Annotated in this window: 16 protein-coding genes; 9 read left to right on the top strand and 7 right to left on the bottom strand. The window is 73.3% G+C overall.

Going from position 1 to position 20,297, the window contains the following annotated elements; all coding sequences use genetic code 11:
• Nucleotides 1–843 carry an SDR family oxidoreductase gene (locus AB0G63_RS05670; protein WP_360745134.1) on the bottom strand — a complete coding sequence of 281 codons (843 nt, stop codon included), beginning with the start codon at nucleotides 841–843 and terminating at the stop codon, nucleotides 1–3.
• A gap of 105 nt (nucleotides 844–948) precedes the next feature.
• On the opposite strand from AB0G63_RS05670, the gene AB0G63_RS05675 reads away from it, so the two are divergent.
• The 4 genes from AB0G63_RS05675 to AB0G63_RS05690 are packed head-to-tail and all read left to right on the top strand — an operon-like array spanning nucleotide 949 to nucleotide 4,335.
• The gene (locus tag AB0G63_RS05675; RefSeq protein ID WP_360744747.1) at nucleotides 949–1,692 is read left to right on the top strand and encodes an enoyl-CoA hydratase family protein; all 744 of its coding nucleotides are present in this window, start codon (nucleotides 949–951) and stop codon (nucleotides 1,690–1,692) included.
• On the top strand, nucleotides 1,693–2,532 hold the full coding sequence (locus AB0G63_RS05680) for a CoA-transferase (RefSeq protein ID WP_360744750.1): 840 nt from the start codon (nucleotides 1,693–1,695) through the stop codon (nucleotides 2,530–2,532).
• Nucleotides 2,529–3,248: a CoA-transferase gene (locus AB0G63_RS05685; protein ID WP_360744753.1), complete on the top strand. Its 720-nt coding sequence runs from the start codon at nucleotides 2,529–2,531 to the stop codon at nucleotides 3,246–3,248. The genes AB0G63_RS05680 and AB0G63_RS05685 overlap by 4 nt, the downstream gene beginning before the upstream one ends.
• A gap of 37 nt (nucleotides 3,249–3,285) precedes the next feature.
• On the top strand, nucleotides 3,286–4,335 hold the full coding sequence (locus tag AB0G63_RS05690) for a nitronate monooxygenase (RefSeq protein ID WP_360744756.1): 1,050 nt from the start codon (nucleotides 3,286–3,288) through the stop codon (nucleotides 4,333–4,335).
• Here AB0G63_RS05690 and AB0G63_RS05695 read toward each other — a convergent pair.
• The 3 genes from AB0G63_RS05695 to AB0G63_RS05705 are packed head-to-tail and all read right to left on the bottom strand — an operon-like array spanning nucleotide 4,319 to nucleotide 6,937.
• Nucleotides 4,319–5,476 carry an acetyl-CoA C-acetyltransferase gene (locus AB0G63_RS05695; protein ID WP_360744759.1) on the bottom strand — a complete coding sequence of 386 codons (1,158 nt, stop codon included), beginning with the start codon at nucleotides 5,474–5,476 and terminating at the stop codon, nucleotides 4,319–4,321. The two genes, AB0G63_RS05690 and AB0G63_RS05695, sit on opposite strands and share 17 nt — an antisense overlap.
• Nucleotides 5,477–5,511: 35 nt before the next feature.
• Complete coding sequence (locus AB0G63_RS05700; protein WP_360744762.1) at nucleotides 5,512–6,123, bottom strand: TetR/AcrR family transcriptional regulator; 612 nt, start codon at nucleotides 6,121–6,123, stop codon at nucleotides 5,512–5,514.
• Between the two features lie 25 nt (nucleotides 6,124–6,148).
• Entirely contained in the window at nucleotides 6,149–6,937 is a 789-nt protein-coding gene (locus AB0G63_RS05705; protein WP_360744765.1) for an SDR family oxidoreductase, read from the bottom strand.
• A 48-nt stretch (nucleotides 6,938–6,985) separates the two neighbouring features.
• On the opposite strand from AB0G63_RS05705, the gene AB0G63_RS05710 reads away from it, so the two are divergent.
• The 3 genes from AB0G63_RS05710 (at nucleotide 6,986) to AB0G63_RS05720 (ending at nucleotide 10,328) form a co-directional block, all read left to right on the top strand.
• Nucleotides 6,986–8,125, top strand: a complete 1,140-nt coding sequence (locus AB0G63_RS05710) for an acyl-CoA dehydrogenase family protein (protein ID WP_360744768.1) — start codon at nucleotides 6,986–6,988, stop codon at nucleotides 8,123–8,125.
• On the top strand, nucleotides 8,125–9,084 hold the full coding sequence (locus tag AB0G63_RS05715) for an acyl-CoA dehydrogenase family protein (RefSeq protein WP_360744771.1): 960 nt from the start codon (nucleotides 8,125–8,127) through the stop codon (nucleotides 9,082–9,084). The genes AB0G63_RS05710 and AB0G63_RS05715 overlap by 1 nt, the downstream gene beginning before the upstream one ends.
• A 338-nt stretch (nucleotides 9,085–9,422) precedes the next feature.
• Nucleotides 9,423–10,328 carry a chitosanase gene (locus AB0G63_RS05720; protein ID WP_360744774.1) on the top strand — a complete coding sequence of 302 codons (906 nt, stop codon included), beginning with the start codon at nucleotides 9,423–9,425 and terminating at the stop codon, nucleotides 10,326–10,328.
• Nucleotides 10,329–10,429: 101 nt separating this feature from the next.
• Here AB0G63_RS05720 and AB0G63_RS05725 read toward each other — a convergent pair whose 3' ends face one another.
• From AB0G63_RS05725 to AB0G63_RS05735, 3 genes are all read right to left on the bottom strand, one after another.
• A complete protein-coding gene (locus AB0G63_RS05725; protein ID WP_360744777.1) occupies nucleotides 10,430–11,893 on the bottom strand; it encodes a glutamate synthase subunit beta in 1,464 nt (487 codons plus the stop codon).
• A complete protein-coding gene (gene gltB, locus AB0G63_RS05730; RefSeq protein WP_360744780.1) occupies nucleotides 11,886–16,397 on the bottom strand; it encodes a glutamate synthase large subunit in 4,512 nt (1,503 codons plus the stop codon). Before gltB ends, AB0G63_RS05725 begins: the two co-directional genes overlap by 8 nt.
• Nucleotides 16,398–16,847: 450 nt before the next feature.
• On the bottom strand, nucleotides 16,848–17,579 hold the full coding sequence (locus AB0G63_RS05735) for a VIT1/CCC1 transporter family protein (protein ID WP_360744783.1): 732 nt from the start codon (nucleotides 17,577–17,579) through the stop codon (nucleotides 16,848–16,850).
• A gap of 293 nt (nucleotides 17,580–17,872) precedes the next feature.
• On the opposite strand from AB0G63_RS05735, the gene AB0G63_RS05740 reads away from it, so the two are divergent.
• Both AB0G63_RS05740 and AB0G63_RS05745 read left to right on the top strand, forming a co-directional pair.
• Nucleotides 17,873–18,949, top strand: coding sequence for an ADP-ribosylglycohydrolase family protein (locus AB0G63_RS05740; RefSeq protein WP_360744786.1), 1,077 nt, complete (start codon nucleotides 17,873–17,875; stop codon nucleotides 18,947–18,949).
• Nucleotides 18,888–20,237, top strand: a complete 1,350-nt coding sequence (locus AB0G63_RS05745) for an ADP-ribosylglycohydrolase family protein (protein ID WP_360744789.1) — start codon at nucleotides 18,888–18,890, stop codon at nucleotides 20,235–20,237. The genes AB0G63_RS05740 and AB0G63_RS05745 overlap by 62 nt, the downstream gene beginning before the upstream one ends.
• Nucleotides 20,238–20,297: the final 60 nt, after the last annotated feature.

The following is a 20,297-nucleotide window of genomic DNA, read 5'->3' on the forward strand; positions in this document are numbered from 1 at the left end:
TCAGTCCTCCCTGTTCACGGTGGCGTTCCCGGTGGCGTTGCCGGTGGCGTTCACGGTGGCGTTCACGGTCGTGTCCTGGGTCACGGTGGCGTCCTGGTTCACGGTCGCCGCGTCCAGGAACGCGGGCCGCTCGCCGCCCCCGTGCACCAGCAGGCTCGCGCCGGTGATGTACGCGGCGGCGGAGGAGGCGAGGAAGACGGCGGCGGCGCCCACGTCGGCGGGTGCGGCCAGCCGGCCGAGCGGGACGGTGCGGGCGACCGCCGCGATGCCGTCGTCGCCGCCGTAGTGGCGGTGGGCCAGTTCGGTGCGGACCATGCCGACGACGAGCGTGTTGACCCGTACCTCCGGCGCCCACTCCACGGCCATGGATCCGGCCAGGTTCTCCAGTCCCGCCTTGGCCGCGCCGTAGGCGGCGGTGCCGGGCGAGGGACGGCCGCCGCTGACGCTGCCGATCATCACGACGGAGCCGTGGGCCCGCCGCAGTTGCTCGTACGCGGCGAGGGATGCGGTCAGCGGGGTGAGCAGGTTCAGCTCGATCACCCGGGCGTGCCGCTCGGCGTCCGCGTCGGCCAGCCGTCGGTAGGGCGCGCCGCCCGCGTTGTTGACCAGCACGTCGAGGCGGGGCAGGGCGGCGAAGAAGGCACGGACGGCGGGCGGGTCCCGCAGGTCGAGCGGGGCGAACTCGACGCCGGCGACCGGCTCGTCGGGGGGTCTGCGGGCGCAGGCGACGACCCGGGCGCCGGTCCCGGCGAACGCCCGGGCGATGCCGGCGCCGACGCCTCTGGTGCCGCCGGTGACCACCACGGTCCGGTTGTCCACAGGTGGGTCGGGCCGGTTGTCCATGTTTTCCACAGGGCCTCCCGTGACGATCCGCCGGCTGCTAGCTTCGAAGCACACCTAACAAACGTTTGGTGGAAAGCGTTGAGTGCGAAGGTAGCTGATGCGCGCATGAGTGTCTCCGCCTCGTCCCCGGAAAAGGGGATTTCCGTCGTCACCGTCGACTTCCCGCCGGTGAACGCGCTGCCGGTGCGCGGCTGGTTCGGGCTGGCCGACGCCGTGCGCGCGGCCGGCCGGGATCCGGAGGTGCGCTGTGTGGTGCTGGCCGCCGAGGGGCGCGGGTTCAACGCGGGGGTGGACATCAAGGAGATACAGGCGCGGGGGCACCAGGCGCTGATCGGCGCCAACCAGGGCTGCGCGGAGGCCTTCGCGGCGGTGTACGAGTGCGAGACGCCGGTGGTGGCGGCGGTACAGGGGTTCTGTCTCGGCGGGGGCATAGGGCTGGTCGGCAACGCGGACGCGATCGTGGCGAGCGAGGACGCCGTCTTCGGCCTGCCCGAGCTGGACCGGGGCGCGCTGGGCGCCGCCACGCATCTGTCCCGGCTGGTGCCGGGGCACCTGATGCGCGCGCTGTACTACACCTCGCGCACGGTGAGCGCGGCCGAACTGCACGCGCACGGCTCGGTGTGGCGGGTGGTCCCGGGCGAGAGGCTGCGCGACGCGGCGCTGGAGCTGGCTCGGGAGATCGCCGCGAAGGACGGGCGGCTGCTGCGGCTGGCCAAGGCGGCCATCAACGGGATCGATCCCGTCGACGTGCGGCGCAGTTACCGCTTCGAGCAGGGCTTCACCTTCGAGGCGGCGGTGAGCGGAGTGGCGGGCCGGATCCGTGACACGTTCGGGAAGGAGGGGGTGTAGGTGGGCGACAAGACGATGACCGCCGAGGAGGTGGTCTCGCGGCTGGCGAGCGGCATGACGCTCGGCATCGGCGGCTGGGGTTCGCGCCGCAAGCCGATGGCCCTGGTCAGGGCGCTGCTGCGGTCCGATGTCGGGGACCTCACGGTCGTCTCCTGCGGCGGCCCGGACGTGGGCATGCTGGCCGCCGCGGGCCGGATCCGCAGACTGGTCGCGCCTTTCGTCACGCTCGACTCGATCCCGCTGGAACCGCACTACCGGGCGGCCCGCGAGGGCGGGGCGCTGGAGCTGACGGAGGTCGACGAGGCGATGTTCATGTGGGGGCTGCACGCGGCGGCGAACCGGCTGCCCTTCCTGCCGGTGCGGGCCGGAGCCGGGTCGGACGTGATGCGGGTCAACCCCGGTCTGCGGACGGTGACGTCGCCCTACGACGACGGGGAGACGTTCGTCGCGATGCCGGCGCTGCGTCTGGACGCGGCGCTGGTGCACGTCAACCGCGCCGACCGGCTGGGCAACGGGCAGTACCTGGGCCCGGACCCGTACTTCGACGACCTGTTCTGCGAGGCGGCGGACGCGGCGTACGTCAGCTGCGAACGCATCGTGGACACCGCGGAGCTGACTCGGGCGGCGGCTCCGCAGACGCTGCTGCTCAAGCGGCTCGCGGTCGCGGGCGTGGTCGAGGTCCCGCACGGCGCGCACTTCACCTCCTGCGCCCCCGACTACGGCCGGGACGAGGGGTTCCAGCGGTTGTACGCGACGACGCCCTGGCCCGAGTTCGCGGCCCGGTTCCTGGGCGGGGACGAGGGTGCCTACCGGGCGGCGGCCGTGCGGGAGGGCGCATGACGGCCATCACCCGGGCGGAGTACTGCGTCGTCGCCTGCGCGGAGGCGTGGCGGGGCGCGGGCGAGATCCTGGCCAGTCCGATGGGCCTGATCCCGTCGGTGGGCGCGCGGCTGGCCCGGCTCACCTTCGCGCCCGACCTGCTGCTGACCGACGGCGAGGCGATGCTGGTGCGGCCGGACGGCACGCCCGAGGGCTGGCTGCCGTACCGGCAGCACCTGGCGCTGGTCACCGGCGGGCGGCGGCACGTGATGATGGGCGCGAGCCAGATCGACCGGTTCGGCAACCAGAACATCTCCTGCATCGGCGACTGGGAGCGGCCGGTGAGACAGTTGCTCGGGGTGCGCGGTGCGCCGGTCAACACCCTGAACCACGCGACGAGTTACTGGATCCCGCGGCACTCGCGCCGGGTGTTCGTCGAGCAGGTCGACATGGTCTGCGGGGTCGGCTACGACCGTGCGGCCGGCGCGCGCTACCACCGCATCCCGCGTGTCGTCTCCGACCTCGGCGTGTTCGACTTCGCCACCCCGGACCGCTCGATGCGGCTGGCGTCCCTGCACCCGGGGGTGACGGTGGAGCAGGTCAGGGAGGCGACCGGGTTCGAGCTGACCGTCCCGGAGGAGGTGCCGGCCACCCGCGAGCCCACGGTCGGGGAGCTGCGGCTGGTCCGCGAGGTGATCGACCCGCACGGCACACGGGAGTCGGAGGTCGGCGCGTGATCCCGCACACTACAGGGGAGTCGGAGGTCGGCGCGTGATGGAGACGGCGCTCACCCGGCTCACCGGTGTCCGGCATCCGATCGTGCAGACCGGCATGGGGTGGGTGGCGGGCCCGCGGCTGGTGTCGGCGGCCGCGAACGCGGGCGCGCTGGGCGTGCTGGCCTCCGCGACGATGACCGTGGACCGGCTGCGGGAGGCGATAAGGGAGGTCAGGTCGCGTACGGACGCGCCGTTCGGGGTGAATCTGCGCGCGGACGCGGCGGACGCGGGCGACCGGGTGGACGTCCTGATCGAGGAGGGGGTGCGGGTTGCCTCGTTCGCCCTCGCGCCGTCCCGGGAGCTGATCGGACGGCTGAAGGAGGCGGGCGTGGTCGTCATGCCGTCCGTCGGGGCCCGGCGGCACGCGGAGAAGGTCGCGGCGTGGGGTGCGGACGCAGTGATCGTGCAGGGCGGGGAGGGCGGCGGGCACACCGGTGAGGTGGCGACGACGGTGCTGCTGCCGCAGGTGGCCGACGCGGTGGACATCCCGGTGGTGGCGGCGGGTGGCTTCTTCGACGGGCGGGGCCTGGTCGCGGCGCTGGCGTACGGGGCGGCGGGCGTCGCGATGGGCACGCGGTTCCTGCTGACGTCGGACTCGACCGTCCCGGACGCGGTCAAGCGGCGGTATCTGGCGGCGACCGTCCGGGACGTCACCGTCACCACGGCGGTCGACGGGCTGCCGCACCGGATGCTGCGCACGGATCTGGTGGACGCTCTGGAGCGCTCCGGCCGGGCCCGGGCGCTGCTGCACGCCGTCCGGCGCGCGGCCGGGTTCCGCCGCCTGTCGGGGCTGACGTGGCGGCGGATGGTGCGCGACGGGCTCGCCATGAAGCACGGCAGGGACCTGTCGTGGAGTCAGGTGCTGCTCGCCGCGAACACGCCGATGCTGCTGAAGTCGGCGATGGTGGACGGGCGCACCGACCTGGGGGTGATGGCGTCGGGGCAGGTCGCCGGGGTGATCGACGACCTGCCGTCGTGCGCGGAGCTGGTGGAGCGGATCATGCGGGAGGCGGCGGAGGTGGTGCGGTCGCTCAGCACCGTTCGATGATCGTCACGTTGGCCTGGCCGCCGCCCTCGCACATGGTCTGCAGCCCGAACCGGCCGCCGGTGCGCTCCAGTTCGTGCAGCAGGGTCGTCATGAGCCGGGCGCCGGTGGCGCCCAGGGGGTGGCCGAGGGCGATGGCGCCGCCGCTGACGTTGACCTTGTCGGGGTCGGCGCCGGTCTCCTTCAGCCACGCCAGGACGACGGGGGCGAACGCCTCGTTGATCTCGACCAGGTCGATGTCGTCGATGGTCAGGCCGGTCTTCTTCAGGGCGTACGCGGTGGCCGGGATGGGTGCCGACAGCATGCGGATCGGGTCCTCGCCGCGTACGGAGAGGTGGTGGACGCGTGCCCGTGGCGTCAGCCCGTGCTCGCGCACCGCCCGCTCGGAGGCGAGGAGCAGCGCCGCCGCGCCGTCGGAGACCTGCGAGGAGCAGGCGGCAGTGACGGTGCCGCCGTCGAGGACCGGCTTCAGGGCGGCCATCTTCTCCAGGGAGGTGTCCCGCCGCGGTCCCTCGTCGACGGCCACCGTGCCGCAGGGGGCGATCTCGCGCTCGAAGCGGCCCTCGTCGACGGCGCGCAGGGCCCGCCGGTGGGAGCGCAGCGCGTACTCCTCCTGGTCGCGCCTGGTGATCCCCCACTTCGCGGCGATCATCTCGGCGCCGGCGAACTGGTTGACGGGCCGGTCGCCGTAGCGCGCCCGCCAGCCCTCGCTGCCGGCGAAGGGTCCCCCGGTCAGTCCCAGGGGTTCGGCGGCCTGCCGGGTGGCGAAGGCGATGGGGATCTGCGACATGTTCTGCACGCCGCCCGCGACCACGAGGTCCTGGGTGCCGGACAGTACGGCCTGCGCGGCGAAGTGGACGGCCTGCTGGGAGGAGCCGCACTGCCGGTCGACGGTCACGCCCGGCACCTCCTCCGGCAGCCCGGCCGCCAGCCAGCAGGTCCGCGCGATGTCCCCGGCCTGCGGCCCGACCGCGTCCAGGCAGCCGAAGACGACGTCCTCCACGGCCGCCGCGTCCACGCCGGACCGTGTGACGAGTTCGCGCAGCACGTGCGCGCCGAGGTCGGCCGGGTGGACGCCGCTGAGGCCTCCCCCGCGCCGCCCGACGGGCGTGCGGACCGCTTCGACGATGTAGGCCTCGGGCATGGCGTCTCCCTGTGGGTTCACGTGCGTACGTGGATCTACGTGCGTACGGCGATTCCGTCCAGGACCATCGACAGGTACTGCCGGGCGATCTCCTCGGGGCTGTGCTGTCCGCCGGGCCGGTACCAGGAGGCGGCCACCCACACGGTGTCGCGGACGAACCGGTAGGTGAGGCGGACGTCGAGGTCGGCGCGGAAGACCCGGTCGGCGACCCCGCGTTCCAGCGTGGACAGCCACGCCTTCTCGAACTTGCGCTGCGACTCGGCGAGGAAGGCGAACCGCTCCTGCGCGACGAGTTGCCTGGACTCCTTCTGGTAGATCGCGACGGCGGCGCGGTGCCGGTCGATCTCCCGGAACGACTCGGTGACGAGTGCTTCGAGGGTCTCGCGCGGGCCCAGGCGGGCCGCGAGGACGGTGTCGTAGCCGTCCCACAGCTCGTCGAGGAAGGTCCGCAGGATCTCCTCGAGCATCGACTCCTTGGAGTCGAAGTGGTAGTAGAGGCTGCCCGCGAGCATGCCCGCGTGGTCCGCGATCTTGCGTACGGTGGTGGCGTTGTAGCCCTGCTCGGCGAACACCTCGGCGGCGGTGTGCAGGAGTTCGCGGCGGCGCGCCGGGCTTGCGGTCACCTGGGGCTTCTTCTTGGTCGGCACGGGTCCATTGTGGTCTGCCCGGCCGTCAGGGGTGCTGGCTGCTGACGGCGACGACCTCGCCGGTCATGTAGGAGGAGTAGCCGGACGCCAGGAACACGATCACGTTGGCCACCTCCCATGGCTCGGCGTGTCGTCCGAAGGCCTCGCGGTCGGCCAGTTCCCGCAGCAGCTCCGGCGTCGTCACCTTCACCAGGTGGGGGTGCAGGGCGAGGCTCGGGGAGACGGCGTTGACCCGCACCCCGTACCGTGCGGCCTCCAGTGCGGCGCACCGGGTCAGCGCCATCACGCCCGCTTTGGCGGCGGCGTAGTGCGCCTGCCCGGTCTGGGCGCGCCAGCCGACGACGGAGGCGTTGTTGACGATGACGCCGGCTTTGTGCTCGCGCATCCGGCGCAGCGCGGCCCGGGTGCACCGGAACGTGCCGCCCAGCGTCACGTCCAGCACCCGCGACCACTGTTCGTCGCTCATCTCGACGAGGTCCGAAGTGCCGCCCAGACCGGCGTTGTTGACGACGACGTCGAGCCGTCCGTGGGTGCGGACGGCGGTGTCGAACAGGGTCTGCACCTGATTCTCGTCGGTCACGTCGCAGGGCAGGGCGGTGACCGCCCCGGCGCCGAACTCCCCGGCCAGCTCGGCCGCGTACCGCTCGAGGCGTGGCGCGTGCGCGTCGCTGACCAGTACGCGCGCGCCCTCCTCCAGGAAGCGGCGCGCGGTCGCGCCGCCGATGCCGGTTCCGGCCGCGGCCGTGATGACGGCGGTGCGGTCCCGCAGCAGCCCGTGCCCGGGCTCGTACGCCGGGCTCTCGACGCCTGTCATGGAGCCACGCTAACCTACCAAACACTTGTTAGGGAAGGACGGGAGCCGATGGATCTCGCGTTCACGCAGGAAGAGGACGCCTTCCGCGCCGAGGCCCGCGCCTGGCTGCGCGCGCACGTGCCGGCGGCGCCGCTGCCGTCCCTGGAGACCGCGGAGGGCTTCGCCGCCCATCGCGCCTGGGAGGCCGAACTGGCCGCCGGGCGCTGGTCGGTCGTCGACTGGCCGGAGCGGTACGGCGGCAGGGACTGCGGCCTTGTGCGGTGGCTGGTCTTCGAGGAGGAGTACCACGCGGCGGGCGCGCCGGGCCGGGTCGGGCAGAACGGGATCAGCCTGCTCGCGCCGACCCTCCTCGCCCACGGCACCGAGGAGCAGCGGGCCCGCGTGCTGCCGCCCATGGCCGGCGGCGAGGTGGTGTGGGCGCAGGCGTGGTCGGAGCCGGAGGCGGGCTCGGACCTGGCGTCGCTGCGGTCGCGGGCGGTGCGCACGGCCGGCGGCTGGCGCCTGAGCGGGCAGAAGACGTGGTCGTCGCGGGCCGCGTTCGCCGACCGTGCCTTCGGCCTGTTCCGCAGCGACCCGGACGCGGCGAGACGCCACGAGGGCCTGACGTACCTGATGTTCGACCTGCGCGCGCCGGGCGTCACCGTCCGGCCGATCGGCCGGCTCGACGGGAAGCCGGCATTCGCCGAGCTGTTCCTGGACGACGTGTTCGTGCCCGACGAGGACGTCCTCGGCGAACCCGGCCACGGCTGGCGGATCGCGATGGCGACGGCGGGCGACGAGCGCGGGCTGACGCTGCGCTCCCCCGGCCGCTTCCTGGCCGCGGCCAGCCGCCTGCACCGGCTGTGGCGGGAGCGGGGCTGCCCGGACGACGCCCGGGACCGGGTGGCCGACGCCCTGATCGGCGCCCGCGCCTACCAGTTGCACGCCTACGCGGCGGCCTGCCGCCTGCGGGAGGGCGCCGCGCTCGGCGCGGAGTCCAGCATGAACAAGGTCTTCTGGTCCGAACTGGACCTCGCGCTGCACGAGACGGCGCTCGACCTGCTCGGCGAGGAGGGCGAGCTGGCGGACACCGGCTGGTCGGAGGGGTACGTCTTCTCCCTCGCCGGGCCGGTCTACGCGGGCACCAACGAGATCCAGCGGGACATCGTCGCCGAGCGCCTGCTCGGCCTGCCGGGCAGGCGCCGCTGATGCGCTTCCTCCTCGACACCGAGCAGCGCGTGTTCGCCGCGTCCCTGGACGCCATGCTGACGGCCGCGGACACGCCGTCCGCGGTGCGGGACTGGAGCCGGGGTGAGCACGCGCGCGGCCGTGCGCTGTGGGCGCGGCTCGCCGAGGCGGGCGTGTTCGGTCTCGCGGTCCCCGAGGAGCACGGGGGTTCGGGCGCCGGGCCGGCCGACGTCGCCGTGGCCTTCGTGGAGTTGGGACGGCACGCGGTCCCCGGCCCGTTGGTGGAGACGGTCGTCGCGGCGGCGCTGCTGACCCGGCCGGGCCCGGCCGCCGGGCGGCTGCTGCCCGCGCTCGCCTCCGGCCGGGCGATGGCGACGGTGGCGTACGACGGGGGGCGCGCGCTGGACGGCGACGCGGCGACCGTCCGTCTCGCCGTGGACGGCGACGGCCTGCGCCTGGCCCCCGGCCACGGCCCGGTGCGCCGCTCCCTCGATCCCGCCCGCCGCCTCACCCCGCTGGCACCCGGCGGCGAAATCCTCGCCCCCGGCCCGCCCGCCGCGCACGCCCTGCTGTGGGGTCGCCTGGCCACCGCCGCCCAGGCCCTCGGTGTCGGCCTCGCCCTGCTGGACCGGACGGTCGCCCATGTGCGGCGGCGGGTGCAGTTCGGGGTGCCCGTCGGCTCGTTCCAGGCGGTCAGGCACCGGCTGGCCGACGCGCGGACCGCCCTGGAGTTCGCGCGGCCCCTGCTCTTCGGGGCGGCGCTGACGATGACGCCGCGGGACGTCGCCGCGGCGAAGACCGCCGCGTGCGAGGCGGCGTACGCCACCGCCCGCACGGCACTGCAACTGCACGGCGCGATCGGCTACACCGCGGAGTACGACCTGTCGCTGTGGCTGACCAAGGCCCGCGCCCTGCGCACCGCGTGGGGCACCCCGCACGAGTGCCGGGCGGTGGTCGTCGGTGGCGGCCGCCGCCGGTGAGTCCGCGCCGGCACTCCCGCACCGTCGGCTTCGCGACACGCGCGGCCTCGCCGGACACGGCCCGGGCCGGCCGGGCCCGCACCCGCCGCGCGGCCCCGGCCCGCCGACCCCGGCCCGTCGGCGCGCGCCGTTCGCGTCGACGGGCGGCCCGATCCCGCAGGACACCATGACCGGCGCCACGGGCCGGGCCGACGCCGCGGACAGGACGTCCCGCGGCGCCGGGCCGGCGGATGCCCGGGACCCGTGAAGGTCACGGAACCGACAGCGGGCGCGGGCCGGGAGCCGGCTGACCGTACCCTGTGGCCGATGTCCGCAAATCTCACTCAAGGTGCCCGTCTGTGAAACGTGCTGGTTGCCTCCTCTTCGCGGCCGTCCCCGTGGTCGCCACGGCGGCGTTCTACTTCCTCGCGCCCGCGCAGTCCGACGGCGGCACGGCCAAGGCCCCGATCTCCGCCGCGCAGCAGGCCCGGCAGGACGCCAAGGACCGCGCCGAGCGGGAACGTGCCGAGGACGACGAGGCCATCGCCGGCCTGCCGCCGGGCCTGGCCGCGCCCGAGAAGAAGGAGCTGGCCCAGAAGCTGGTGGCGAGCGCCGAGAACTCCACGCTGGACTGGCGCAGCGCCTACGGCTACATCGAGGACATCGGCGACGGCCAGGGCTACACGGCCGGCATCGTCGGGTTCTGCTCCGGCACGCACGACATGCTCACCCTCGTCGACCGCTACACCAAGGCCCACCCCGGCAACGGCCTCGCCGGCTACCTGCCCGCCCTGCGGAAGGTCGACGGCACCGACTCGCACGAGGGCCTGGACCCCGGCTTCACCGCGGCCTGGAGGGCGGAGGCACGGCGCCCCGCCTTCCGTGCGGCGCAGGACGAGGAACGCGACCGCGTCTACTTCGACCCGGCGGTCCGCCTCGCCAAGCTGGACGGCCTGGGCACCCTGGGCCAGTTCGTCTACTACGACGCGATGGTCCTCCACGGCCCCGGCACCGGCCCGAACAGCTTCTACGGGCTGCGCGAGCGTGCGCTGCGGGAGGCGGACACCCCCTCGGAGGGCGGCTCGGAGAAGTCGTACCTCGACGTCTTCCTCGACATCCGCCGTGAGGCCATGAAGGCGAAGAAGGCCACCATCGACACCAGCCGCATCGACAACGCCCAGCGGCAGTTCCTGTACGACGGCAACCTGTCCCTGAAGACGCCGCTGACCTGGCAGGTCTACGGCGAGACGTACCGGGTGCCCTGACCCACGACGTGCGACGGCGCCCGCCCTCGGTCCGGTCGGGGACAAGGGGCGGGCGCCGCCGGTGTGCCGTACGCCGTTGTACGGGACGCTGGGAGGTGCCGTCAGACCATCAGGGCGCGGTCCGTCGGGCGGATCGGGGCCGGCAGGTCGCTGGCGCCGGTCAGGAAGCGGTCGACGCCGCGGGCGGCCGAGCGGCCCTCCGCGATCGCCCACACGATGAGCGACTGGCCGCGGCCGGCGTCACCGGCGACGAACACGCCGGGCACGTTGGTCTGGAAATCGGCGTCGCGGGCGATGTTGCCGCGCTCGTCGAGCCCCAGGCCGAACTGCTCCACCAGGCCGTTCTCCCGGTCGGTGCCGGTGAAGCCCATGGCGAGGGTGACCAGCTGGGCGGGGATCTTGCGTTCCGTGCCCGGCTTCTGGGTCAGCTTGCCGTCGACGAACTCCACCTCGGTGAGGTGCAGCCACTGGACGTTGCCGTCCTCGTCGCCCTCGAAGTGGGTGGTCGAGACGGAGTAGACCCGCTCGCCGCCCTCCTCGTGCGCCGAGGTGACCTTGTAGAGCATCGGGAAGGTCGGCCACGGCTGGGAGACCGGGTTCCGCTCGTCGTTCGGGCGGGGCATGATCTCCAGCTGCGTCACCGAGGCCGCGCCCTGGCGGTGGGCGGTGCCCACGCAGTCCGCGCCGGTGTCGCCGCCGCCGATGACCACGACGTGCTTGCCCTCGGCCGAGATCGGGGAGGTGACGTAGTCGCCCTCCTGGACCTTGTTGGCCAGCGGCAGGTACTCCATGGCCTGGTAGACGCCCTTCAGCTCGCGGCCGGGGACGGGCAGGTCACGGGCGGTGGTGGCGCCGACGGCCAGGACCACGGCGTCGTACCGCTTCTTCAGGTCGGTCGCCTTCAGGTCGCGGCCGATCTCGATGCCGGTGCGGAAGCGGGTGCCCTCCGCGCGCATCTGCTCGATACGGCGGTTGATGTGCCGCTTCTCCATCTTGAACTCGGGGATGCCGTAGCGGAGGAGGCCTCCGATGCGGTCCGCGCGCTCGTAGACGGCGACGGTGTGGCCGGCCCGGGTCAGCTGCTGGGCGGCGGCCAGACCCGCCGGGCCCGAGCCGACGACCGCGACGGTCTTGCCGGACAGGCGCTCCGGGATCTGCGGGGCGACGTCCCCGGTCTCCCACGCCTTGTCGATGATCGAGACCTCGACGTTCTTGATGGTGACCGGCGCCTGGTTGATGCCGAGCACGCACGCCGACTCGCACGGAGCCGGGCACAGGCGGCCGGTGAACTCCGGGAAGTTGTTCGTCGCGTGCAGACGCTCCTGCGCGGCCGACCAGTCCTCGCGGTAGGCGTAGTCGTTCCACTCGGGGATCAGGTTCCCCAGCGGACAGCCGTTGTGGCAGAACGGGATGCCGCAGTCCATGCACCGGCTGGCCTGCTTGCTGATGATCGGCAGCAGGGAGCCGGGGACGTAGACCTCGTTCCAGTCCTTGACGCGCTCGCCGACGGGGCGGGTCTTGGCGACCTCACGGCCGTGGTTCAGAAAGCCCTTCGGGTCAGCCATTGATCGCCGCCTCCATCATCTTCTCGGTGACCTCGGTCTCGGACAGACCGGCTCGCTCGGCGGCGTCCTTGGCGGCGAGCACTGCCTTGTACGTGCGGGGGATGATCTTGCTGAAGCGGTCCACGGCCGCGTCCCAGTCGGCGAGCAGCTTCTCGGCGACCGTGGAGCCCGTCTCCTGCTGGTGCCGGCGCACCGCTTCGTGCAGCCACTGCTTGTCGGCGTCGTCCAGCGCCTCGACCGCGTCGAGGTTGCCGGCGTTGACGTTGTCCCGGTCGAGGTCGATCACGTAGGCGACACCGCCGGACATGCCGGCCGCGAAGTTGCGGCCCGTCGGGCCGAGGACCACCGCGCGACCGCCGGTCATGTACTCGCAGCCGTGGTCGCCCACGCCCTCGGAGACGACCGTCGCGCCGGAGTTGCGGACGCAGAACCGCTCGCCGGTGCGGCCGCGCAGGAACAGCTCGCCGCCGGTCGCGCCGTAGGCGATGGTGTTGCCCGCGATGGTGGAGTACTCGGCCAGGTGGTCGGCGCCCCGGTCCGGGCGGACGACGACGCGGCCGCCGGACAGGCCCTTGCCGACGTAGTCGTTGGCGTCGCCCTCCAGGCGCAGCGTGACGCCGCGCGGCAGGAAGGCGCCGAAGGACTGGCCCGCCGAGCCGGTGAAGGTGATGTCGATGGTGTCGTCGGGCAGTCCCGCCCCGCCGAACTTCTTCGTCACCTCGTGGCCGAGCATCGTGCCGACCGTGCGGTTGATGTTGCGGATCGCGACCTGGGCGCGCACCGGCTGGGCCTCGGTCGCCGAGTCGGCGGCCAGGGCGTCGGCGGCGAGCTTGATCAGCTCGTTGTCGAGCGCCTTCTCCAGGCCGTGGTCCTGGGCGATCACCTGGTGGCGCGCGGCGCCCTCGGCGAGCGCGGGCACGTGGAACAGCGGCTCCAGGTTCAGGCCCTGGGCCTTCCAGTGGTCGACCGCGCGGGTCACGTCGAGCGCCTCGGCATGGCCGACGGCCTCCTCGATGGAGCGGAAGCCCAGCTCGGCCAGCAGCTCGCGGACCTCCTCGGCGATGAACTGGAAGAAGTTCACCACGTACTCGGCCTTGCCGGAGAAGCGGTCGCGCAGGACCGGGTTCTGCGTGGCGATGCCGACCGGGCAGGTGTCCAGGTGGCAGACGCGCATCATGACGCAGCCGGAGACGACGAGCGGCGCGGTCGCGAAACCGAACTCCTCGGCGCCGAGCAGCGCCGCGATGACGACGTCGCGGCCGGTCTTGAGCTGGCCGTCGGTCTGCACGACGATGCGGTCGCGCAGGCCGTTGAGCAGCAGGGTCTGCTGGGTCTCGGCGAGGCCGAGCTCCCAGGGGCCGCCCGCGTGCTTCAGCGACGTCAGCGGCGAGGCGCCGGTGCCGCCGTCGTGGCCGGAGATGAGGACCACGTCCGCGTGCGCCTTGGACACACCGGCCGCGACCGTGCCGACGCCGACCTCGGAGACCAGCTTGACGTGGATCCGCGCCCGCGGGTTCGCGTTCTTCAGGTCGTGGATCAGCTGGGCCAGGTCTTCGATGGAGTAGATGTCGTGGTGCGGCGGCGGGGAGATCAGGCCCACGCCCGGCGTCGAGTGCCGCGTCCTGGCGACCCACGGGTAGACCTTGTGGCCGGGCAGCTGGCCGCCCTCGCCGGGCTTGGCGCCCTGCGCCATCTTGATCTGGATGTCGTCCGCGTTGACCAGGTACTCGCTGGTCACGCCGAAGCGGCCGGAGGCGACCTGCTTGATGGACGAGCGGCGCGCCGGGTCGTACAGGCGCTCCGGGTCCTCGCCGCCCTCACCGGTGTTGGACTTGCCGCCCAGCTGGTTCATGGCGATGGCGAGGGTCTCGTGCGCCTCCTGGGAGATGGAGCCGTACGACATGGCGCCGGTGGAGAAGCGCTTGACGATCTCGGAGGCCGGCTCGACCTCGTCCAGGGGGACCGGCTGCCGGTCGGACTTGAAGCCGAACAGGCCGCGCAGCGTCATCAGGCGCTCGGACTGCTCGTTCACCCGGGCCGTGTACTTCTTGAAGACGTCGTAGCGGCCGGTGCGGGTGGAGTGCTGGAGGCGGAAGACCGTCTCCGGGTCGAACAGGTGCGGCTCGCCCTCGCGGCGCCACTGGTACTCGCCGCCGATCTCCAGCGCGCGGTGCGCCGGGGCGATGCCGGAGGCCGGGTACGCCTTGGCGTGGCGGGCTGCGACCTCCTTGGCGATGACGTCGATGCCGACGCCGCCGATCTTGGTGGCGGTGCCGTTGAAGTACTTCTCGACGAAGGCCTCGTCGAGGCCGACGGCCTCGAAGACCTGGGCGCCGCGGTAGGAGGCGACGGTCGAGATGCCCATCTTGGACATGACCTTCAGCACGCCCTTGCCGAGGGCGTAGATGAGGTTGCGGATGGCCTTCTCGGACTCGATGCCGGGCAGGAAGGTACCCGCGCGGACCAGGTCCTCGACGGACTCCATCGCCAGGTACGGGTTGACGGCGGCGGCGCCGTAGCCGATGAGCAGGGCGACGTGGTGGACCTCGCGGACGTCGCCGGCCTCGACCAGCAGGCCCACCTGGGTGCGCTGCTTGGTGCGGATGAGGTGGTGGTGGACGGCCGCGGTCAGCAGCAGCGACGGGATCGGCGCGTGCTCGGCGTCCGAGTGGCGGTCCGACAGGACGATCAGGCGGGCGCCGTTGCCGATGGCGGTGTCGGCCTCGGCGCAGATCTCGTCGATGCGCGCGGCGAGGGCGTCACCGCCGCCGGAGACCCGGTAAAGGCCGGAGAGGGTCGCGGCCTTGAAGCCGGGCATGTCGCCGTCGGCGTTGATGTGGATGAGCTTGGCCAGCTCGTCGTTGTCGATCACCGGGAAGGGCAGGGTGACCGTGCGACAGGAGGCGGCCGTCGGCTCCAGCAGGTTGCCCTCCGGGCCGAGCGAGGAACGCAGGGAGGTGACGAGCTCCTCACGGATCGCGTCCAGCGGCGGGTTGGTGACCTGCGCGAACAGCTGGGTGAAGTAGTCGAACAGCAGCCGCGGGCGCTCGGAGAGGGCCGCGATCGGGCTGTCGGTGCCCATCGAGCCGATCGGCTCGGCGCCGGCCTTGGCCATCGGCGCGAGGATGACCCGCAGCTCCTCCTCGGTGTAGCCGAAGGTCTGCTGGCGGCGGGTGACGGAGGCGTGCGTGTGCACGATGTGCTCGCGCTCGGGCAGGTCGCCCAGCTCGATCTCGCCGGCCTCCAGCCACTCCTGGTAGGGCTGCTCGGCGGCGAGGGCGGCCTTGATCTCGTCGTCCTCGATGATGCGGTGCTCGGCGGTGTCCACCAGGAACATGCGGCCGGGCTGCAGGCGGCCCTTGCGGACGACCTTCGCGGGGTCGATGTCGAGGACGCCGACCTCGGAGGCGAGGACGACGAGGCCGTCGTCGGTGACCCAGTAGCGGCCGGGGCGCAGACCGTTGCGGTCGAGCACGGCGCCGACCTGGACGCCGTCGGTGAAGGTGACGGTGGCGGGGCCGTCCCAGGGCTCCATCAGCGTGGAGTGGAACTGGTAGAAGGCGCGCCGGGCCGGGTCCATGGAGTCGTGGTTCTCCCACGCCTCCGGGATCATCATCAGCACCGCGTGCGGAAGCGAACGGCCGCCGAGGTGCAGCAGCTCGAGCACCTCGTCGAAGGACGCGGAGTCGGAGGCGTCGGGGGTGCAGACCGGGAAGGTCCGCGCCAGCTTGTCCTGCGGGCCGAACAGGTCGGAGGCCAGCTGCGACTCGCGGGCGCGCATCCAGTTGCGGTTGCCCTTGACGGTGTTGATCTCACCGTTGTGCGCGACGAAGCGGTAGGGGTGCGCGAGCGGCCAGCTCGGGAAGGTGTTGGTGGAGAACCGGGAGTGCACGAGCGCGATCGCGGAGGCGAAGCGGCGGTCGGACAGGTCCGGGAAGAAGGGCTCGAGCTGGCCGGTGGTCAGCATGCCCTTGTAGACGATCGTCCGCGCGGACAGCGACGGGAAGTAGACGCCGACCTCGCGCTCGGCGCGCTTGCGCAGCACGAAGGCCTTGCGGTCGAGTGCGATGCCCGTCGACTGTCCGTCGGCCACGAAGATCTGGCGGAAGACGGGCATCGTCGAGCGGGCGGTGGCGCCGAGCAGCTCGGGGGCGACGGGGACCTCGCGCCAGCCCAGGACCGTCAGGCCCTCCTCGGCGGCGATCGTCTCGATGCGTGAGACGGCGTCCTCGGTGGCGTCCTGCGGCAGGAAGGCGATGCCGACTGCGAAGGCACCGGCCTCGGGCAGCTCGAATCCGGCCACGTCACGGAAGAAGGCGTCGGGTACCTGCGCGAGGATTCCGGCACCGTCGCCGGAGTCGGGCTCGGAGCCGGTGGCACCGCGGTGCTCCAGGTTGCGCAGGACGGTCAGGCCCTGCTCGACCAGCGTGTGCGACGCCTCGCCGGTGAGGGTGGCGACGAAACCGACGCCGCAGGCGTCGTGTTCGTTGCGGGGGTCGTACATACCCTGCGCAGCAGGGCGAGCATCCATGAACGACCAGTTCTGGCCATTCGCGGAATGCTGGGACGGCTGGCGCGGCGTACGCATCGGCTCTCCCGTCGTCGTCTCAAGTGGCATGCAGATTGCCGAGGGACGACGCTGGCCCTCTGCTTGTGCAAAATTTCGTGCAGGTTACATGATGGAGCGGTTGTCGGGAACCGGATACTCCGTTCCAACATGCGGACGCCGCGTGGTCGCGGTGGGGTACCGCGCCTGGCGGCGGAAACTATGGGGACCCGAGCGGACAGATCGGTGCCCGTCGGCCCGGTGGCGGAGGGAGCGTCGTCGCCCACGCCGCGGGTGCGCGACAGGCGTCGTTGCCCGCAGCGCGTACGGCTCATGCCCGGTGGTCGAACAGTCGAAACCAGCGAGTAACGGCTACTTATGCGGCCCAACGCATAAGTAGCAGCTCCTCTATCCTACGGCGGTTCCGAACAAAGTGCCCAGGACGTACGTCACACCGGCCGCCGCGCCTCCCAGGGCGAACTGCCGCAGGCCGCTGTACCACCAGCTGCGCGCGGTGACCCTGGCCACCACGGCGCCGCACGCGAACAGTCCGAGGAGCGCGAGCAACAGCGCCGGCCACAGGGCGGTCGCCCCCAGCAGGTACGGCAGGACGGGCAGCAGCGCGCCGATCGCGAAAGCCCCGAACGACGACACGGCCGCGACCAGCGGCGACGGCAGGTCGCCCGGGTCGATGCCGAGTTCCTCGCGGGCGTGTATCTCCAGGGCCTGCTCGGGGTCGTGAGAGAGCTGCCGGGCGACCTCCCGGGCCAGCTCCGGTTCCACGCCCCGGGCCTCGTAGAGCGCCGCGAGTTCGAGCTCCTCGGCCTGCGGGTGCTTGCGCAGCTCCCTGCGCTCCACCTCCAGCTCGGCCTCGACGAGCTCGCGCTGCGAGGCGACGGAGGTGTACTCGCCGGCGGCCATCGAGAAGGCTCCGGCGGCGAGGCCGGCGAGACCGGTCAGGACGATGGTGCTCGGGCCCACGGAGCCGCCGGCCACGCCGGTGATCAGGGCGAGGTTGGAGACCAGTCCGTCCATCGCGCCGAAGACGGCGGGGCGCAGCCAGCCGCCGTTGACGTCGCGGTGGGTGTGGTTGTCCCGGTGCGCCACATGCAGCGCGGCCTCGTTGTCGATGATGGCCACGAATGTTCCCCCAGGGAAGCTTAGCCAAAGCTAACTTTGGACGAGTTCTACTTTTCGACATCCAGAACTTACGCCGTTCCCTCCTCTCGCGCCAGCAAGGAAAGGCTGCACTAACCAGCGGTTTTACCGTTTCGATACTCATCCGTGGCGGGCGGTGCTCACCTGTCGACCGGGTGACGCTGCGGTCCGCCCGGCTCCGCGCCCCCGCTCGTGTGGCACACATCCGCAAAGGGCGCGGCGCCCGGGCGGGGCCGGCGCCGAGCCCGGAGGAGACCCCGGAGAAGAGGCCGCGTATGGCATCGACCGTCTGCAGTCCCCCGGTACCGGCGCCCGACGACGCCGCCGGTCTCCGCGCGCGGGCCCGCGGCGCGCTGCTCGGGCTCGCCGTCGGCGACGCCCTCGGGGCGCCCGCGGAGAACCTGAAGCCCTCCGAGATCCGCGCCCGCTGGGGCCGCATCACGGGCTTCGTCGCCGAGACGCCGTGCGGGACGGACGACACCGAGTACACGATCTTCTCCGGTCTGCTGCTGGCCCGCCACGGATCCGCGCTCACGCCGGCCCACGTGGAGGCGGCCTGGCACGAGTGGATCGCGGACCGCGAGGAGGGCCCGTTCCGGGGCGCCGGTTTCAGCGAGCGCGGCACGCTGGAGAACCTCCGCCGCGGCCTGGCCGCCCCCATCTCGGCCCAGCATCGTCATGCCTGGAGCGACGGGCTCGCGATGCGCGCGGCGCCGGCCGGGGTGTTCGCCGCGGGCCGCCCCGCCGAGGCGGCCCGGCTGGCGGCGGTCGACGGCTCGGTCAGCCACGAGGGCGAGGGCATCCACGGCGGCCGGGCGGTCGCGGCCGGGGTGGCGGCCGCGATGGCGGGGGCGTCCCCGGTCGTGGTCGTCGCCTCCGCGCTGGCCGTGGTGCCGGACGACTCCTGGACGGCGCGTTGCCTGCGCCGGGCGGCGGCCGTCGCGCACCGCGGCGAACGCGCCCTCCGCTCGGCGGTGGTGGTCGGCGGCTACCCGTGGACCGACCTGGCGCCCGAGGCGGTCGCCCTCGCCTTCGGCGCCTACGCGGCGGCCGACGGCGACTTCGTCCAGGCCGTCCTGACGGCCGTCAACATGGGCCGCGACGCCGACACGACGGCGGCCGTGGCGGGCGCGCTGGCGGGGGCGACGTGCGGCGTGTCGGCGATCCCCGCGCAGTGGGCGGCGGCGATCGGCCCGGCCCGGGGCCGCTGCCTGCCGGCGATGGCTGGCCACCACGTCCTGGACATCGCCGACCTCCTGACCAGCCCACCCACCGGACCGGAGCCCCCCGATGACCCCACCGACCCCCTGGACCGAGCCGACGACAACCACGACAACCACGACATCCCTTGACCCCCCAACGGACCCGCCGACTGTCGAAGCCGAGAGCCAGTCGCCCGCCGACGGCGAGAACCCCCCACCGCGGCCACCCGCACCCGACCACGAAAGCCGCACGGGTCGTGCGGGTGGGACCACCCACCCGGCCGAAGGCGCAGCCGAGGCCGAAGGAGCCACCGAGCCTCCGCAGGCACACCGCATCGCCGGCCTCCTCCTGGGCCTCGCCGCGGGCGACGCCGCCGGCTGGCCCGCCGCCCGCCACCGTGCCGCCCGCATGCCGGAGTGGACCCGCCGCCTCACCCGCGAGCTGGACACCTTCGCCGAGCAGAACGCGACGACCACCCTCCCCGTCCCCATCGCCCTGAACCAGCCCCCGGAGCCCCTCCTGCTCGGCCCCTCCGACGACGCCGAGTGGGCGGCGTTCGCGGCGGAGGCGCTGCTGCGGGCCGGCGACGACGACGCGCTGGGAGACCTGAGCAGGCAGCGCCGTACCCGGGCCGCGATCGACCTCACCTGGAACGCGCTCGCGAGCGAGGTCGCCGCGGCCGCCGACCGCGCCCCGGAGGTCGAGTCGGCCGTGCTCCCCCTGCGCGCCCGCATCTCCGTCCGCGCCGGACTCGGCAACCTCGCCGCGGGCCTGCGCCCGCCCGCCACCGGGCACGACAACCCGCACCACTTCGACGACGCGGCCTGCGTACGGGCCTGCGTCCTCGCCGTCGCCCACCCCGGCGACCCGCGGGGCGCCGCCGACCTGGCCGAGTTCGACGCCCGCTACACCCAGGACGGCGACGGCGTGCACGGCGCGCGGGCGATGGCGGCGGCCCTCGCGCTCGCCCTCGCCGCGGCGGACGTGGACGCGTGCGTGACCGCCGCCCTGGCGCAGCTGCCCGAAAGCACCGAGATCGGCCGCAACGCCCGCCACGCGCTCCGCCTCGCCCGCGCCGCCGACTCCGCCTTCGCCCTGGTCCCGCTGCTCGAACACCGCATCGTCGACCACGTCTACAGCTACGGCATCGCCGCCGCCGAGACGGTCCCGGTCGCCCTGGCGCTCGCCACCGCCGCGCGGGGCCGGATCGCGGAGGCGGTGCCGGCCGCCGCCTGCCTGTCCCGGGTCGCCGACTCCGCCCCGGCCCTCGCGGGCGCGCTGACCGGGGCCCTCGGCGGCCGCGCGGCGGTCCCCACCGCGTGGCGGGACGCCTGCCGCACCCTCTCCGGCTGCGCCCTGCCCCGCCTCACCGGTACGGACCTGGTGGAACTCGCCGAACTCCTGGAAGGCGTGCAACCGGCCCCACCAGGAGGATGATTCGGGACATGACACCCACATCATGCACACCACCCACACCACCCCCCACACCACCCATGT

The sequence above is a fragment of the Streptomyces sp. NPDC020996 genome (genome assembly GCF_040641355.1).
In the GTDB taxonomy this organism is placed as follows: Bacteria; Actinomycetota; Actinomycetes; order Streptomycetales; family Streptomycetaceae; genus Streptomyces.

Excerpts from the sequence above, each read along its gene's own strand:
- AB0G63_RS05670 (WP_360745134.1), bottom strand. The coding sequence starts at position 843 with ATGGACAACCGGCCCGACCCACCTGTGGACAACCGGACCGTGGTGGTC.
- AB0G63_RS05675 (WP_360744747.1), top strand. The coding sequence starts at position 949 with ATGAGTGTCTCCGCCTCGTCCCCGGAAAAGGGGATTTCCGTCGTCACC.
- AB0G63_RS05685 (WP_360744753.1), top strand. The coding sequence starts at position 2,529 with ATGACGGCCATCACCCGGGCGGAGTACTGCGTCGTCGCCTGCGCGGAG.
- AB0G63_RS05690 (WP_360744756.1), top strand. The coding sequence starts at position 3,286 with ATGGAGACGGCGCTCACCCGGCTCACCGGTGTCCGGCATCCGATCGTG.
- AB0G63_RS05695 (WP_360744759.1), bottom strand. The coding sequence starts at position 5,476 with ATGCCCGAGGCCTACATCGTCGAAGCGGTCCGCACGCCCGTCGGGCGG.
- AB0G63_RS05705 (WP_360744765.1), bottom strand. The coding sequence starts at position 6,937 with ATGACAGGCGTCGAGAGCCCGGCGTACGAGCCCGGGCACGGGCTGCTG.
- AB0G63_RS05710 (WP_360744768.1), top strand. The coding sequence starts at position 6,986 with ATGGATCTCGCGTTCACGCAGGAAGAGGACGCCTTCCGCGCCGAGGCC.
- AB0G63_RS05715 (WP_360744771.1), top strand. The coding sequence starts at position 8,125 with ATGCGCTTCCTCCTCGACACCGAGCAGCGCGTGTTCGCCGCGTCCCTG.
- AB0G63_RS05725 (WP_360744777.1), bottom strand. The coding sequence starts at position 11,893 with ATGGCTGACCCGAAGGGCTTTCTGAACCACGGCCGTGAGGTCGCCAAG.
- gltB (WP_360744780.1), bottom strand. The coding sequence starts at position 16,397 with ATGTACGACCCCCGCAACGAACACGACGCCTGCGGCGTCGGTTTCGTC.
- AB0G63_RS05740 (WP_360744786.1), top strand. The coding sequence starts at position 17,873 with ATGGCATCGACCGTCTGCAGTCCCCCGGTACCGGCGCCCGACGACGCC.
- AB0G63_RS05745 (WP_360744789.1), top strand. The coding sequence starts at position 18,888 with ATGACCCCACCGACCCCCTGGACCGAGCCGACGACAACCACGACAACC.